14 protein-coding genes are annotated in these 15,172 nt (G+C 70.8%); 5 read left to right on the top strand and 9 right to left on the bottom strand.

Going from position 1 to position 15,172, the window contains the following annotated elements; all coding sequences use genetic code 11:
* From V1351_RS03805 to V1351_RS03820, 4 genes are read right to left on the bottom strand one after another with little or no spacing between them, the layout of a single operon-like run.
* Positions 1–864 (bottom strand): biotin-dependent carboxyltransferase family protein, encoded by an 864-nt coding sequence (locus V1351_RS03805; RefSeq protein WP_338750865.1) that lies wholly within the window; start codon positions 862–864, stop codon positions 1–3.
* On the bottom strand, positions 861–1,472 hold the full coding sequence (locus tag V1351_RS03810) for a 5-oxoprolinase subunit B family protein (RefSeq protein ID WP_338750867.1): 612 nt from the start codon (positions 1,470–1,472) through the stop codon (positions 861–863). Before V1351_RS03810 ends, V1351_RS03805 begins: the two co-directional genes overlap by 4 nt.
* Complete coding sequence (locus tag V1351_RS03815; protein WP_338750869.1) at positions 1,469–2,248, bottom strand: LamB/YcsF family protein; 780 nt, start codon at positions 2,246–2,248, stop codon at positions 1,469–1,471. The genes V1351_RS03810 and V1351_RS03815 overlap by 4 nt, the downstream gene beginning before the upstream one ends.
* An 8-nt stretch (positions 2,249–2,256) precedes the next feature.
* Positions 2,257–3,501 (bottom strand): NRAMP family divalent metal transporter, encoded by a 1,245-nt coding sequence (locus V1351_RS03820; RefSeq protein WP_338750870.1) that lies wholly within the window; start codon positions 3,499–3,501, stop codon positions 2,257–2,259.
* Between the two features lie 157 nt (positions 3,502–3,658).
* Between V1351_RS03820 and V1351_RS03825 the strand changes: the two genes are divergently transcribed.
* The 3 genes from V1351_RS03825 to V1351_RS03835 all read left to right on the top strand — a co-directional run bounded on the left by V1351_RS03825 (position 3,659) and on the right by V1351_RS03835 (position 5,957).
* Positions 3,659–4,345, top strand: coding sequence for a GntR family transcriptional regulator (locus tag V1351_RS03825; protein WP_338750872.1), 687 nt, complete (start codon positions 3,659–3,661; stop codon positions 4,343–4,345).
* A 23-nt stretch (positions 4,346–4,368) separates the two neighbouring features.
* Complete coding sequence (locus V1351_RS03830; protein ID WP_338750874.1) at positions 4,369–4,947, top strand: HhH-GPD-type base excision DNA repair protein; 579 nt, start codon at positions 4,369–4,371, stop codon at positions 4,945–4,947.
* Positions 4,948–5,165: 218 nt separating this feature from the next.
* Positions 5,166–5,957, top strand: a complete 792-nt coding sequence (locus V1351_RS03835; RefSeq protein WP_338750876.1) for a glycerophosphodiester phosphodiesterase — start codon at positions 5,166–5,168, stop codon at positions 5,955–5,957.
* A gap of 20 nt (positions 5,958–5,977) precedes the next feature.
* Here V1351_RS03835 and V1351_RS03840 read toward each other — a convergent pair whose 3' ends face one another.
* The 4 genes from V1351_RS03840 to V1351_RS03855 all read right to left on the bottom strand — a co-directional run bounded on the left by V1351_RS03840 (position 5,978) and on the right by V1351_RS03855 (position 10,371).
* On the bottom strand, positions 5,978–7,285 hold the full coding sequence (locus V1351_RS03840) for an ABC1 kinase family protein (RefSeq protein ID WP_338750878.1): 1,308 nt from the start codon (positions 7,283–7,285) through the stop codon (positions 5,978–5,980).
* Positions 7,282–8,169 carry a TOMM precursor leader peptide-binding protein gene (locus V1351_RS03845; RefSeq protein ID WP_338750880.1) on the bottom strand — a complete coding sequence of 296 codons (888 nt, stop codon included), beginning with the start codon at positions 8,167–8,169 and terminating at the stop codon, positions 7,282–7,284. The genes V1351_RS03840 and V1351_RS03845 overlap by 4 nt, the downstream gene beginning before the upstream one ends.
* A gap of 190 nt (positions 8,170–8,359) precedes the next feature.
* Positions 8,360–8,911 (bottom strand): NUDIX hydrolase, encoded by a 552-nt coding sequence (locus V1351_RS03850; protein ID WP_338750882.1) that lies wholly within the window; start codon positions 8,909–8,911, stop codon positions 8,360–8,362.
* The gene (locus V1351_RS03855; RefSeq protein WP_338750884.1) at positions 8,908–10,371 is read right to left on the bottom strand and encodes a zinc-dependent metalloprotease; all 1,464 of its coding nucleotides are present in this window, start codon (positions 10,369–10,371) and stop codon (positions 8,908–8,910) included. The genes V1351_RS03850 and V1351_RS03855 overlap by 4 nt, the downstream gene beginning before the upstream one ends.
* A gap of 87 nt (positions 10,372–10,458) precedes the next feature.
* On the opposite strand from V1351_RS03855, the gene V1351_RS03860 reads away from it, so the two are divergent.
* The gene (locus tag V1351_RS03860; protein WP_338750886.1) at positions 10,459–11,544 is read left to right on the top strand and encodes a YlbL family protein; all 1,086 of its coding nucleotides are present in this window, start codon (positions 10,459–10,461) and stop codon (positions 11,542–11,544) included.
* A gap of 1 nt (position 11,545) precedes the next feature.
* Here V1351_RS03860 and V1351_RS03865 read toward each other — a convergent pair whose 3' ends face one another.
* Positions 11,546–12,100, bottom strand: a complete 555-nt coding sequence (locus tag V1351_RS03865) for a PPA1309 family protein (RefSeq protein ID WP_338750888.1) — start codon at positions 12,098–12,100, stop codon at positions 11,546–11,548.
* Positions 12,101–12,145: 45 nt separating this feature from the next.
* Between V1351_RS03865 and V1351_RS03870 the strand changes: the two genes are divergently transcribed.
* Positions 12,146–15,148, top strand: coding sequence for a UPF0182 family protein (locus V1351_RS03870; RefSeq protein ID WP_338750890.1), 3,003 nt, complete (start codon positions 12,146–12,148; stop codon positions 15,146–15,148).
* Positions 15,149–15,172 lie beyond the last annotated feature (24 nt).

The following is a 15,172-nucleotide window of genomic DNA, read 5'->3' on the forward strand; positions in this document are numbered from 1 at the left end:
TCACTCCTTGGTCGGGCGCAGCCGCAGACGCTGCCCGGGTTGTGCCTGGGCGGCGAGGTCGACGTCTGCCGACAGCACGACACCGATGACGGGGTAGCCGCCGGTGACCGGGTGGTCGGCGAGGAAGAGGGTCGGTTGCCCGGTCGGTGGTACCTGCAGCGAGCCGCGGACGACCCCTTCGCTCGGCAGCTCCTCGTCACGGGAGCGCTGCAGCACAGGGCCGGTCAACCGCATCCCCACCCGGTTGCTGTCGGCACTCACCTCGTAGTACCCCGAGCTGAGCACCTCGAGCGCGTCGTCGACGAACCAGTCCTGACGCGGCCCGGGCACGACGCGCAGGTCGAGGTCACCGCCGATGGGGGCGGGCACCGCGGCCACGTCGACCCCGGGCCAGGCCAGGGACTGGTCCCCGACCCGCAGCGCGGTGCCGGGGGTGAGGACCGCCGGACCGATGCCGGACATCACGTCGGTCGCCCGCGAGCCCAGGTCTGCGGGCACGTCGATCCCCCCGCGCACGGCGAGGTAGGTCCGCACGCCGGCGTCGGGAGTGGACAGACGCACCTCGGCGCCGCCCGGGACGCGGACGGGAGCGTTGAGGCCGACGGGGACGCCGCCGACCGTCGCTGGGGTCGGCGCACCGGTCAGGGCGATGTCGATGTCGTCGCGGGAACGGAAGGCGAGACCACCGAAGGTCACCTCCACCCCTGCGGCACCCGGCTGGTTGCCGACGAGTCGGTTGGCCAGCCGCAGGCTGCGCAGGTCGGCCGCGCCGCTGACCCCGACGCCCAGGCCCGCCAGGCCCGGCCTCCCTTCGTCCTGGATGGTGGCGAGCGCCCCCGTGGCGATCATCTCCAGCTGCCTCATCTCGCCTCCACGAATCGCACCCGCACACCGGGGGAGAAGAGGGCGGGTGGGTCCCGGGTGAGGTCCCACGCGACGACGTCCGTCCGGCCGATCAGTTGCCAACCGCCGGGTGACTCGCGAGGGTAGACGCTGCTGAAACCGCCGGCGACGGCGACCGAGCCCGGTGGGACCGCGGTGCGCGGGTCCCTGCGGCGGGGGACGGTGAGCCGCTCGTCGGAGCACACCATGTAGCCGAAGCCGGGGGCGAAGCCGCAGAACGCCACCGTCCACTCCTGCTCGGTGTGGACGGCGACGACCTCGCGCTCGCTCATCCCGGTCAGGGAGGCGACCTCGGCCAGGTCGGGGCCGTCGTAGGTGACCGGTACCTCGATCTCCCCGGCGTGGGGGCGGGTGCCGGGACGCGGGGTGGCGCCTCGCACGACCGTTGCCACTGTTGTGGGGGTGGTGATGGCCGGATCGATCGTCAGCAGCAACGTGCGTGCCGCCGGGACCATGTCGACGACACCCTCGGGGCGCAGATCCTCGAGCTCGGCGTACAGCGCGAGCACCTCGTCGAGGTCGGCCACCTCGACGAGCAGGCCGACGTCGCCGCAGGGCAGGAGCCTCACCGGGGCTGCCCCGCCTCGGCGAAGGGTCGGACGCTGATGCCCCCCTCGTCCAGGGCGGCGCGCACCCTACGGGCGACCTCGACAGCGCCGTCGGTGTCTCCGTGGACGCACAACGATCCGGCCGCGGCGGACACCTCGGTTCCGTCGATGGAGGTCAGTCGGCCGGTCGTGGCGATGCTGACGCACCGCTGCGCGATCATCTCGGGGTCGTGCAGCACGGCGTCGGCGTCGCGGCGGGAGACCAGCGTGCCCTCCGGTGTGTAGTTGCGGTCGGCGAAGGCCTCCTGGACGGTCTGCAACCCGGCCTCCTGGGCGTGCCTCAGCCATGCCGAGCCGGGCAACCCCAGGACGGGGAGGGAACGGTCATAGTCCGTGACGGCCGCGACGACCGCGGCGGCCTGCTCCTCGTGGTGGACGATCGCGTTGTACAGGGCGCCATGGGGTTTGATGTAGCGCACCCGTGTCCCGGCGACTCGGGCGAAGGCCTCGAGCGCACCGATCTGGTACAGCACGTCCTGGGTGAGCTCGTCGGGGTCCATGTCGATGAAGCGTCGACCGAAGCCGGCCAGATCGCGGTAGCCGACCTGGGCGCCGATGGAGACCCCGCGCTCGGCGGCCAGGTCGCAGACGCGACGCAGCACGCTGGGGTCGCCGGCGTGGAAACCGCACGCGACGTTGACGCTGGTGACGATGTCGAGCAGGGCGTCGTCGTCACCCAACTTCCACTGGCCGAAGCCCTCGCCGAGGTCAGCGTTGAGATCGATCTGCAGGGTCATGGCGCTCCTTACTTCCAGAGGTCGGCGATGCCACCGAGGGACTCCCAGCCGAGGTAGACGGTCAGGACCCAGATGACCACACCGAGATAGGCCAGCCACCTGGGGTACGTGTACCCACCCAGCAGGTCGGCACGCCGCAGGGCGATCCAGAGGAGGATGCCGAAGCCGACCGGCAGGATCAGGCCGTTGAGGGCGCCGGCGAGGATCAGCAGCGTGGCCGGTGCCTGTTCGAGCGAGAGGTAGATCGCCCCGGAGACGACGATGAAGCCGACGACGGCCCACTGACGGTGCCGGTGGATCCTGTCGTGGAAGGTGGTCAGGAAGGACACCGAGGTGTACGAGGCGCCGATGACGCTCGTGATGCTGGCCGCCCACAGGATCACGCCGAAGACGCGTAGGCCGACCTCGCCCAGGGCGGCCTCGAAGGCGGTCGCCGGCGGGTTGTCGACACCGGCAAGTTGCACGCCACCGACGACGACGCCGAGGATCGCGATGAAGAGCAGCCACCGCACGAGACCCGTGACGATGATGCCGATCACGGAGCCTCTGGTGATCTCACGGATGCGCTCCGGACCGGTGATGCCGGAGTCGACGATGCGGTGGGCACCGGCGTAGGTGATGTAGCCGCCGACGGTGCCGCCGATGAGGGTGGTGATGATCAGGAAGCTGACCTCGTCCGGCAGCACCGTCTGACGCAGCGCCTCTGCGTACGGTGGGTCCGTGGCCACGGCTGCATAGGCGACCATCGCGATCAGCAGGAAGCCGAGGACGACGACGATGCGGTCCATGGCGACGCCGGCACGTTTGCTGATGAAGATGGCGATGGCGATGAGCGCCGAGATGGCTCCACCGATCTTGGCGTCGGTGCCGAGCATCGCGTTGGCGCCCAGGCCCGTCCCACCGATGTTGCCGATGTTGAAGACGAGGCCGCCGAAGACGACCAGGGCTGCGAGCACGTAGCCGAAGCCGGGGACGACCTTGTTGGCCAGGTCCTGCGCTCGCATGCCGGAGACGCCGATGACGCGCCAGACGTTCAGCTGCACGGCGATGTCGACGAGGATGGAGATGAGGATCGCGAAGGCGAAGGCCGCGCCCAGCTGGGCGGTGAAGACCGTCGTCTGGGTGATGAAGCCGGGCCCGACGGCGCTGGTGGCCATGAGGAACATGGCGCCCAGGAGCGCGCCCTTCCGGACCTTCGTACGCGTCGCGTCGTCCTCGGCCGTCGCGGCCGGCTCGTGCGTGGGATCTTCCATAGGACTCTCCCGTGGTCGGGGCGCCGCTGGATGTCAGTGGGTGCCTCGCGGCGGTACGTCGTTGTGGCGCCGATCACCAGACCGTAGCGCTTTGTTGAACAATCCTGCAATGGGGCAGGGCATATTAGGGTGTCCACATCGACGAAGGGGGTAGCGGATGACGACCGCCGACGGCTGGCTGGAGAGCCTGACCGCGGACCGTGGTCTCGTGGGCCGGGAGAGCACGGCGACCCGGGTCGCCGAGGTGTTGCGGCAGCGGGTCGCCGAGGGGGCGCTCGTCCCCGGGACACGACTGTCCGAGGAGGGGATCTGCGCCGCGCTGGGGGTGTCGCGCAACACGCTGCGGGAGGCCTTTCGCCTGCTCAGCCACGAGCGTCTGCTCGAGCACGTCTTCAACCGCGGGGTCTTCGTCCGCACCCCGACGCCCGAGGACGTGCGCGAGCTCTACCGGTTCCGTCGGATCCTCGAGTCCGCGGCGGTACGCCACGCCGCCAGGTGTCCCGTCGACCTCGGTGCGATGCGTGCCGCCGTCGACGAAGGGGTGAACTCGGCCCGGGAGGGCGACTGGCCGGGTGTGGGGACGGCCAACATCCACTTCCACCAGCGGGTGGGGGAGCTCACCGGGAGCGCCCGGATGTCGGAGACGATGACGCATCTGCTCGCCGAGCTGCGGCTGGTCTTCCACACCATGGCCGACCCGCGGGCCTTCCACCAGCCCTACCTGCCGAAGAACCAGCACCTCCTCGCCCTGCTCGAGCAGGGGCGGTGCGCCGAGGCGGAGGAGCACCTCCTGGCTTACCTGGACACCGCCGAGCGCCAGCTGCTCGCGGCCATGACGGGGTGAGGTGGACGTGGCAGGCTGAGGGCATGTCTCCCCAGCTGCGCATCGCCCAGGACGAGGCCGTCTACGAGCTGCTGTCGTCCGACCCCTTCGCGCTGGTCGTCGGGATGCTCCTCGACCAGCAGTTCCCGATGGAGCGGGCCTTCGCCGGCCCGGCCAAGGTCAAGGAGCGTTTCGGCACGCTCGACCCCGCCGAGATCGCCGCGGCCGAGCCGGAGGCCTTCGCCGACCTGTGCGCGACCCCGCCCGCCGTGCACCGCTACGGGCGCTCGATGGCCGGGCGCATCCAGGCCGTCGCGGCCGTCGTGCGAGACGAGTACGACGGGGACGTCACCGCGATCTGGACCACCGCGGCGGACACCAAGGAGTTGCTCAAGCGCCTGAAGGCTCTCCCGGGCTTCGGCGACCAGAAGGCGCGCATCTTCGCCGCCCTGCTCGGCAAGCAGCTCGGCGTCCGCCCCGACGGCTGGCGCGAGGCGATCGGCCCCTACGCCGAGGAGGACGCGCGCCGCTCCGTCGCCGACGTCACCGACGAGGGCTCGCTGCAGGAGGTCCGCGACTTCAAGAAGGCCGCCAAGGCCCGGGCGAAGGCCGCCAAGGGCTGAGCCGTTCCGGCGAGTGCCCGGTGGCGGAGATCAGGCGACCAGCACGCGTCCTCGTTCCTCCGCCGCGCGAGCCACGGGTGGCGGGCCTCACCACGAGCTCACCTCCCCTTATCTGGACCATGGTTCACGCGCACCTACACTCGCGAACGTGCAGCACTCGTCGCCCAGATGAAGTAGTGGATATGCCTCGGAAACGGTGGTCGGCCCCATGTGGGGTCGTGGTCCTCATCCTCTCGGCCTGCGCGTCGACGACGGCCCCGGATCCTGGGCGTGGAGACCCTCCACCAGGTGAGACGACCGATGCCCCCGCACACGTCTTCGAGCTGGAGCTTCCGGTCACCATCTCCCATCGAGGTGGTGCGCTCGTGCATCCGGAAGAATCCATGGAAGGGTTCACCGCCTCGGCACGAGATGGCTTCCTGCCCGAGATGGACATCAACTTCCTGGCAGACGGCACCCCTGTCCTCATCCATGACAGCAGCGTCGACCGCACCCTCAACGGGGTGAACGGCAGGGTCAGGGACCTCAGCCTTGAGGACTGGGAATCGGCGACGATCAAGAACCCGACGGGCGGCCCGGAGGCGGAGACGGTGACACTGGACGAAGTTCTTGACGAGCTCGGTGGTGAAGTCGTCCTGGTTCCGGAGATCAAGCCCGGCGCCACCCCCGAGGAGGTCGATCAGGTCCTCGACGAGTTCGACGATCGCGGGCTCGAGGACTCGCTCATCGTGCAGTCTTTCGACTGGGATGCAGCGACGACGATCGCCGATCGGGGCTATACCTCCCTCTACCTCTTCGGCACGGAGTTGCCGCCCGAGCCTCTCGAGAAGATGGTCGCGGCCGGCATCGACTGGATAGGTCCCAGCGCCCGTCTCCCTCGTCGCGATATGGAGCAACTCATCGAATCCGATCTGCATGTCGCCCCGTACGGGCTCACGGTTGCGCAGGATGCGCATGATCTACCCGGCGGGATCTCCGGCTTCTTCGTCGACGACCCGTGGAGCAAGTGACTGCTCAGCCGTAGTCGGCGTCACTCGGCGAAGCCGGGCAGGTAGCGCTCCATCGAGCCACGCGCGGGAATGGTCGCGCCGAGCTGGGCGAGCACTCCGGTCGAGCCGATGAAGACCCGGTGGATCATCGCGTACTCGCGCGGCAGGTTCAGCTGCAGCCCGGTCGAGAACTCCGGTGCTCGAAGGTCGGTCAGGCCGGTGGTTGCCGAGCGCAGCCACTCGCGGGTGAAGGAGTGGGTCGGCGCACGCAGGGGCTCGATGAAGGGCAGCAGGTAGGTGAGCACGTCGTCGGCGTCGACCCGGACGCCGGGACGGATGAACCCCTCGGCGCGCAGACCCTCGACGATCGCCTCGGCGTCTCCGGCAAGGGCCTTGCGCACCAGGGTGCCGATCATGGGCGGAAAGCCGTCGGGCAGGCGGGTGACGGCTCCGTAGTCGATGACGCCGAGCCGTCCGTCCGGGGTGAGGCGGAAGTTGCCCGGGTGCGGGTCGGAGTGGAGCAGTCCGACGCGCTCCGGCCCGGAGAGCAGGAAGTCCAGGTACAGCTGGCCGACACGGTCACGCACGTCCTGGTCGGCCTCGCGGATGACCTGGCTCAGCGGTGCGCCCTCGAGCCACTCGCTGACGAGCACGTGGCGGCTCTGCAGGACGACGTCGGGGACGGCGACGTCCGGATCGTCGCGGTAGGCCCGCGCGAAGGCGCGCTGGTTGGCGGCCTCGAGGTCGTAGTCGAGCTCCTCGTCCGCGGCGGCGAGCAGCTCGTCGGTCACCGGCTTGATGTCCATCGCGGGCATCCAGGTCGTGGCCACGCGCGCCAGTCGGGCGATCTGGTGCAGGTCGCTGCGCAGGGCCTTGTCGGCGCCGGGGTACTGGATCTTCACCGCGATGAGCTGCCCGTCGGCGGTGACACCGCGGTGCACCTGGCCGATCGATGCGGCCGCGACGGGACGGTCCTCGATCTCCAGCCGCTCGCGCCAGCCGGGGCCGAGGTCGCGGACGAGGACGGAGTGGACCTCCTCGATGGACATCGGGGGGGCTGCGTCCTGCAGCCGCACGAGCATCTCGCGGTAGGGCTCGACGTACTCCTCGGGCAGGGCGGCCTCGAGGACGGAGAGTGCCTGACCGACCTTCATCGCGCCGCCCTTGAGGGAGCCGAGCACCGCGAAGAGCTGCTCGGCCGTCCGTCGCTGGATGTCCTCGTTGACCACCTCCGCCGGCGTCCCGGTGAGGCGTCGGCCCAGCCCTCGGGCGCTGCGCCCGGCATGGCCGAGCGGCAGTGATGCGAGCCGCGCGGCGCGACCGGCGGCTCCTCGGGGGATCTCGCTCACCCGGCCATTGTGTCGTTCCTGCCTGTGTCCGTGCTGGACCCCCCTTCGTCCGTGGGTGTCGGGACCACCTGCAGCGGCGGGGGAGTGCACCGGCTGCACCCCGGATGGGTCGCCCACGGGTGCCGCTCGAGCGTGGGACCCGGGGTGGCCACCTCGAAGGACCACCCTCGCGTGGTCAGGCGACGGTCGACGTGGTCGAGGACGAGCGTCGTCGTCAGCCCGGCGGCCAGGAGTCGGACTGCGGGAAGGCCGTTGACGGGTTCGGTGCCGGTGATGCCGGGCCGGCTGAGCTGGGCGCTCAACCACGGCCAGCCGGGGTCGGTCTCGGCTCGGGTGAGATCGAGGCACTGCAGGCAGGGACCGTCATCGGGTAGGAGAAGGGGGCCGATGCTCGCCTGCTCGGGCAGGCACCACACCGGCAGCACCGGCGTCCGTGCCACCAGCCACGGGCGCACCGAGTCGGGCGCCGGTGGTGTCGCACTGACGACCACGGCCAGGTTGGTGGATCCCCCTTCGCCCCCGGGACGCACGCGGGTGGTGAGGACGCGCTCGCTCTGCCGCAGACCATCGACGAGCAGCGCCGGCAGGGCCCCGGAACCGACCACGGCCACCCGCGGCAACTCGCCGGTCGGGCCCGGGTGCACCAGGTCGCCGGTGACGAGCCGATCGAGGATCCTCGTGGCGCGGCCGGGGTCGATGCCCTCCAGCGCTGCCGTGGAGACGGCCTCGGTGAGCGCACGGGTGGGGTCGACGCCGGAGAGCCACCGGCACTCGCCATCGGTGAGCCCCTGCAGGCGGACCGAGCGCACGCCGAGCCCGATCTGCACACTGCCGTCCGGTCGGCGCAGTGGTCGCAGGTGCGGTGTGGTGCCGGGGTGCTGCATCGTCGTCTCGCTCGGGTGCGGGGTCGGTGGTGGATCACCACTGTGGCGCAGTTCGCGAGAGGCGCTGTCGACCTTTCCACACCCCGGGCACACGACGTGCTGCTGGCTCTACCTTGTTGAGTCAGCACCACCACGACGTGCTGCCGACTCAACGAAATAGAGCCAGCAGCACGTCGTTTCGGTGCGGGACTCAGACCCTGCCGGCGAGCTCCACGAGCGAGCGGAGCGAGTCGTCCATGTCCTCCGGCAGGGCGTCCACCGACCACCACGCGAGGTCATCGGACTCCTCGGAGGCGACCGGCTCGGCGCCGTGCGCGGCGACGGCGATCCAGCGCAGGTCGAGGTGCTCGGTGCACCGGGTGAAGCCCGACCCGAGCGAGTGCCGGTCCAGCTGGACCAGGCCCGGGCGCAGCTGCAGCGTCGCCGCGCTCAGGCCCGACTCCTCGAGGGCCTCGCGCAGGGCACCCGCGGCGACGGAGCGATCGTGGTCCTCGAGGTGCCCGCCGAACTGCAGCCAGCGACCGACCTTCGGGTGCAGGGTCAGCAGCACGTGCTCGGCGCCGGGGTCGACCACCAGGCAGGACGCGGTGAAGTGCGCCGGGGGGCCGGACCGGTCGGTCGCGGCATCGTGCGCGTCCAGGTGGGTCAGGTACTCGACCCGCAGCGCCTCCTGCGCGGCCGTCGGCGACGGCCAGGTCGTCAGCAACCCACGCAGGTCGTCCGCGAGCTCCGCGTGGCTCACCGGTCCTCCTCGGTGTCGGAGCCCCCCTCGGGTGCGTCGTCCGATGCATCGGTGCCACGGTCCGCATCGGCCTCCCGCAGGATCGACTCGAGGGCGGCGTCGAGGTCCTCGCTCCCGGAGGACTCACCGGCAGCCGTGCGCTCGACGAAGCCCAGCACATCGTCCAGGTCGGCGGCGGTGGGCGCGACATCGGGGTGCGCCCACACCGCGTCGCGGCCCTCGGCCCCGACGCGCTCCTCGAGCGCGGCGAAGAGACTGGCCGCGTCGCGCAGGCGCCGCGGCCGCAGCTCGAGCCCGACCAGCCCGGCGAAGGTCTTCTCCGCCGGGCCACCGGTGGCCCGGCGCCGACGGATGGTCTCGGTCATCGCGGAGGTGGCCGGCAGCTGGCTCGTCGTGGCCTGCACCGACACGTGCTCGACCCAGCCCTCGATGAGCGCCAGCCAGGTCTCGAGCTGGGCGAGGGCGCTGCGCTGGGCGGGTGAGGGCGTCGGGTTGAGGAAGCCGCCCGTGAGCGCCTCCTGGATGGCGCTCGGGTCGGACGGGTCGACCTGACGTACCGCGGTGTCGATCGCATCGGTGTCGATGGCGATCCCGCGCGCGTAGGCCTGCACGGCGGCCAGGATCTGCGGGCCCAGCCACGGCACGGCCGTGAAGAGCCGCATCCGCGCCGATTCCCGCGTGGCCAGGTGCAGCCACACCTCGTCGAGGTCGACGTCGAGGCCCTCGGCGAACTCGGCGACGTTGCCCGGCAGCAGTGCCACCCGGTCGCTGACCAGCGGCACGCCGGCCTCGGTCGCGGTGAGGGTGTCGGAGGCCAGGGCGCCGACGGCCTGTGCGGTCTGCCCCGTGATCAGGGTGGAGGCCATCCGGTCGACGAAGGGGGCCATCTGCTGGCTGAGCATCGACATGTCCATGCCCGGCGGCAGGCCGAGTGCCTGCAGGTCGGGGGCGCCCGGGTCGTTCATCCGCGAGGTGAAGGAGTCGCGGATCGCGCCGGCGAGACCCTCGGCGATCGGATCGACGAGGGAGGCCCACACCGGCATCGTCGCCTCGACCCACTCCTCGCGGGAGAGGGCCTCACCGGTGAGGGTCGGCGCCTCGAGGGAGGTCACCTGGTCCAGCCACAGCGCCGCGAGTCGGGTGGCCTGCTCGACCAGGCCGAGCTCGCGCTCGCCCATGGCGTGGTCGGTCTCGGAGATCGCCTCGCGGGCCGCTGACGTCGCCGCGGTGACGTCCACCCCCTTCGCCTGCGCCCCGGGGGCGAACATCGCCTTGATCTGGGAGGTCATGGCGGCCACCTGGGTCGGGTCGGCATCGGTGATGCCGAGCGCCTTGAGCTGATCGACGACCTCCGGGGGGAGGTCCCGACCGCCGTTGAGGTCGCGGAAGACCCGGGCGAGGTCCTCCGGCAGCCCGTCGTCGCCGGAGGAACCGGAAGGGGTGCTGGGGTCGTTGCTCACTACGGTGCTCTCTTCCTGAGAGGATGTGCTGTCCTTGAGACCCAACCACGAGCGGTGCCGGATGGTTCCCGGACCCTAGGAGGTCGCGTGCCGGAGGTATCGTCCCACCCACCCCGCAGTGAGCGGATCGCCCGCTACATCCTCGTCATCGCGGTGCTCTTCCTCATCGTCTCGCTCCTCGGCAGCTTCATCAAGGTGCCGTACGCGGTGGAGAGCCCGGGGCCGGTGACCGACACCCTCGGTGAGCTCGACGACGGTACCCAGCTGGTCAGGGTCGAGGGCGCGAAGACCTACCCGACCGACGGCCATCTGTACTTCACGACCGTGCGCATCCTCGGCGGCCCGGACCGGCACATCAGCGTCTGGGAGTGGGTCTCGGGGCACGTGGACCCCAACTCGCGGGTCGTGCCGGAGGACAGCGTCTTCGGTGAGGACCGCAGCGCCGAGGAGGTCGAGCAGCTCAACAGTGCCCTCATGGAGGGCTCCCAGCACACCTCCATCGCCGTCGCCCTGCGCAGCCTCGACGAGAAGGTCGGCCAGGAGGACGTCGTCGCCCGGATCGCGAAGGGCAAGCCCGCCGACGGGGCCCTGCAGGTCGAGGACGTCGTCCTGACCGTCGACGGCGAGCGCCCCGACGGCCTCGAGGAGCTCGTCGACACGATCGGCGACCGCGAGGTCGGCGACGAGGTCACCCTCGTCGTCCGACGTGACGGCAGCAGGAAGAGCGTGACGCTCGAGACCGCCGACATCGGCGGTGGCAACGCCGGCATCGGCGTGGTCCTCGAGCCGAGGTACGACTACCCCTTCGAGGTGCGCATCGACGCCGGGCACGTCGGTGGGCCGAGCGCCGGCATGATGTTCGCGCTCGCCGTGCGTGACCGGCTCACCCCCGGAGCCATGACGAAGGGGGAGTCCGTCGCCGGGACGGGCACGATCTCCGACTCCGGGAAGGTCGGCCCGATCGGCGGCATCGCGCAGAAGATGGTCGGCGCGCACGAGGGCGGCGCGGACTGGTTCCTCGCGCCGGAGAAGAACTGCTCCGACGTCGTCGGCCACGTGCCGGACGACCTGGAGGTGGTGGCCGTGGAGACCTACGACGACGCCGTCACCGCGGTCGAGTCCATCGCGAGCGGCGACGGCGCGGACCTCCCCTCGTGCGAGGACGCGGCCTGAGTCAGTCGTCCTCGAAGGTGGCGCGCAGCGCGTGCACGAGACCGGGGGCGATGTCCTCGCCGGTGGCGACGCGGTCGTCCCGGTCGTGGGCGCGCTGACGCAGCAGGCACACGGCCCGACCGTCCCGGTGGACGGCCACGAGCAGGCGCACGTCCTCACGCTGCGGGTGCTTGGCAAGGGCCTCGACGGCCCCTTCAGGATCCTGCGGCAGGTCGTGCTCGGCACCCGGGGGGAGGACGACGCGCTCGACGGCCAGGGCCGCGCCGTGCACGGTCTCCGGCCAGGCCATCCGGCCGAGCAGCGACTCCAGCGAGGAGGTCTGCGGCAGGTCCTCCTGCTCGATCGCGGTCAGCGCGCCGGGGGCGCGGTCGGCCGCACCATCGAGGGCCAGCTGGGGCTCGGCCTCGACGAGCGTGGCGGTGTCGACGAGCGCGAAGATCCGCGGGTTCTGGTCCCAGCCGGAGATCGCGACATGGCGCTCGGTCTCGAGCGCGGCGACGGTCAGGGGTTCGGTCGTGGGGATGTTGTCAGATGACGAGTCGGGCACGAGGACCATGCTGCCCTACGAGATGTCAGGACGTCTGGGTACGGTGTCACCACCATGAGCAGCGCGAGTTGGCCGCACGGCGGTGACGAAGGGGGCGCGGTGCCGCCCCGCGACGACGACCGGACCCCACCGAGGCGTGGCCCGGGCAGACTGGCGAAGGCGGCCCTCGCGATCGCCGTGCTGCTCGTCATCATCAGCATCATCGCGAGCCTGTGGACCGAGTCGTTGTGGTTCTCCTCCCTGGGCTTCTCCGACGCGTGGTGGTCACGCCTGCGCACGCAGGCCCTCCTCTTCGTCGGCGGTGCCCTGCTCACCGCGCTGCCGATCGGGCTGAGCCTGTGGCTCGCCTACCGCACGCGGCCGCTCACCGTACCGATGTCCCCCGGTGAGCAGGCGCTGGCGCAGTACCGCCAGGCCATCGAGCCCTTCCGCAGGGTGACCGCGTGGGTGCTGCCCGCCGTGCTGGGCCTGCTCGGTGGACTCACCGCCGCGGGCCAGTGGCAGGTCTGGTTGCTGTGGCGCAACGGCGAGGCGACCGGAGTGACCGACCCGCAGTTCGGGCGGGACATCAGCTACTACCTCTTCGGGCTGCCGTGGTGGGGCTTCCTCGTCGGCTTCCTCACCGTCGCGTTGCTCGCGAGCCTGATCAGCGCGGTCTTCGCGCACTACATCTACGGAGGCATCGTCCCGCCGGGGCGGGGGCGCTCCTCGCGGGCGGCCTTCCTGCACCTGGCGGTCATCGCGGCGGTGCTCGCGCTGCTGCGCGCGTGGAGCTACCTGCTCGACGCGCACGGCCTGACCACGCGAGAGGGTGAGGTGCTCACGGGTGTCGGGTACACCGCGGACCACGCGATCATCCCGACGAAGTACATCCTCGCGGTCGCGGCAGTGCTGTGCGCCGTGCTCTTCCTGGCCTCGGTGCGCTCGCGCTCCTGGCTGCTGCCGATGATCGCGGTCGGCACCCTCGTCGTGCTGTCCATCGTCGTCGGGGCGATCTACCCGGCCCTGGTCGAGACCTACAAGGTCTCGCCCTCGCGCAACTCGCTCGAGGAGCCCTACCTCCAGCGCAACATCAACGCCACCCGCGACGCCCACGGGGTGACGGACGCGAAGGAGTCCACCTACGACGCGGTCTCCGACGTGTCACCCGGCCAGCTGCGCGAGGACGCCCAGTCCATCCCGGGCATCCGGCTGCTCGACCCCTCGGTCGTCAGCCAGACCTACCAGGAGCTGCAGGCGCAGCAGCCGTACTACACCTTCCAGGAGGAGCTGGACGTCGACCGCTACGAGATCGACGGGGAGACCACGGACGTCGTCGTCGGCGCGCGCGAGCTCGACCTGAACAACGTCCCCTCCGACCGACGTGACTGGGTCAACGACCACACCGTCTACACCCACGGCTACGGCCTGGTCATGGCTCGCGGCACCCAGGTGCGGGCCGGCAACCCGCAGTGGATCAATCCGCAGTCGGCGATCGGCGAGTACCAGCCGCGCATCTACTTCGGCGAGGAGATGAACCACTTCTCGATCGTCGGACGCAGCGACGGGCAGGAACCGCGCGAGGTCGACCGGCCCACCGGTGGGGACGATTCCCGGTACACCTACAAGGGTGACGGGGGAGTGGACATCGGCTCCCCCCTTCGTCAGGCGGCCTACGCGCTGACCCACCGGGACCTGAAGTTCATGCTGTCCGACGCGGTCGGGCCCAGCTCCCGGCTGCTCGAGCACCGCACCCCCATGGAGCGGGTGGAGCGGGTGGCGCCCTGGCTGACGCTCGACGACGACGTCTACCCGGCGATCGTCGACGGGCGCGTGAAGTGGATCGTCGACGGGTACACGACCTCGCGGCAGTATCCGTACAGCACCGCCTTCTCGATGTCCGGGGTGCAGACCGGACAGGTCTCCTCGCGTGAGACGCAGCAGGCGAGCGCGCTCATCGGGGACCGGGTCAACTACATGCGCAACTCCGTCAAGGCGACCGTGGACGCCTTCGACGGGAGCGTCGACCTCTACAAGTGGGACGAGGACGACCCGATCATCCAGGCGTGGGACAAGGCCTTCCCCGACCTGATGCAGGACCGTGGCGACATCGGCAGCGAGCTGATGTCCCACCTGCGGTACCCGGAGGACCTCTTCCTGATGCAGCGCGCCGTGCTGGCGGACTACCACGTGACCTCCGCGAGCGACTTCCGCGCCGGTCAGGACCGCTGGCGGGTGCCGGACGACCCGTCGCGCGGTGACGACGGCGTGGCCCAGCCGCCGTACTACCTGTCGCTGGCGATGCCCTCGCAGGACAAGCCCTCGTGGTCGCTCACCTCGACCTACATCCCGCGTGGTTCGCGCAACGTCATGGCCGGGTACCTGGCCGTCGACGCCGATGCCGGCGCGACCGGTGGCGATCCTGCCAAGGGGTACGGACAGCTGCGGCTGCTCTCCGTGCCACGCAACACGACCGTGCCCGGCGTCGGCCAGGTGCAGAACGACATCGTCTCCTCCAACGCGACCTCCGACGGCGGCAGCCAGACCCTGCAGGACTACCTGAACAACGCCAACCGCGGCGGGTCCCAGGTGCACTTCGGCAACCAGCTGGCACTGCCGGTCGGGGAGGGCTTCCTGCACGTGGAGCCGATCTACCTCTCCTCCTCCTCGGGGACCTCGTACCCGCAGCTGCGGATCGTCGTGGCCACCTTCGGCGGCAAGGTCGCCTGGGGTCAGACCCTCGACTCGGCGCTGGACCAGCTCTTCGAGGGCGACGCCGGGGTCGAGGGCGGCGACTCCACGCCGGCGGAGGAGCCCGGCCCCGACGGGGGCGAAGGGGGCGACGACACCGGCGGGAACGGCGACGGCGGCGAGCCGACACCTCCGACCGCGAACGACCCGGAGGCCCTGCAGGAGGCCATCGCCGGCATGGAGCAGGCCTACGCGGACGGCCAGGAAGCGCTGAAGAACGGCGACTTCGCCGCCTACGACAAGGCGCAGAAGGAACTGAAGAAGTACCTCGAGCAGGCCGCCGCCGCGCAACCCGAAGGGGGTTCGGCAGACCTGGAGGGCAACTGATTTGGTGCTCCCCGTCAGGTCACG

The organism is Janibacter sp. A1S7, from assembly GCF_037198315.1.
Classification (GTDB): domain Bacteria; phylum Actinomycetota; class Actinomycetes; order Actinomycetales; family Dermatophilaceae; genus Janibacter; species Janibacter alittae.

What these genes read in the sequence shown, in the direction of transcription:
- V1351_RS03805 (WP_338750865.1), bottom strand. Translation starts at nt 864, where the DNA reads ATGAGGCAGCTGGAGATGATCGCCACGGGGGCGCTCGCCACCATCCAG.
- V1351_RS03815 (WP_338750869.1), bottom strand. Translation starts at nt 2,248, where the DNA reads ATGACCCTGCAGATCGATCTCAACGCTGACCTCGGCGAGGGCTTCGGC.
- V1351_RS03820 (WP_338750870.1), bottom strand. Translation starts at nt 3,501, where the DNA reads ATGGAAGATCCCACGCACGAGCCGGCCGCGACGGCCGAGGACGACGCG.
- V1351_RS03825 (WP_338750872.1), top strand. Translation starts at nt 3,659, where the DNA reads ATGACGACCGCCGACGGCTGGCTGGAGAGCCTGACCGCGGACCGTGGT.
- V1351_RS03830 (WP_338750874.1), top strand. Translation starts at nt 4,369, where the DNA reads ATGTCTCCCCAGCTGCGCATCGCCCAGGACGAGGCCGTCTACGAGCTG.
- V1351_RS03845 (WP_338750880.1), bottom strand. Translation starts at nt 8,169, where the DNA reads ATGCAGCACCCCGGCACCACACCGCACCTGCGACCACTGCGCCGACCG.
- V1351_RS03865 (WP_338750888.1), bottom strand. Translation starts at nt 12,100, where the DNA reads ATGGTCCTCGTGCCCGACTCGTCATCTGACAACATCCCCACGACCGAA.
- V1351_RS03870 (WP_338750890.1), top strand. Translation starts at nt 12,146, where the DNA reads ATGAGCAGCGCGAGTTGGCCGCACGGCGGTGACGAAGGGGGCGCGGTG.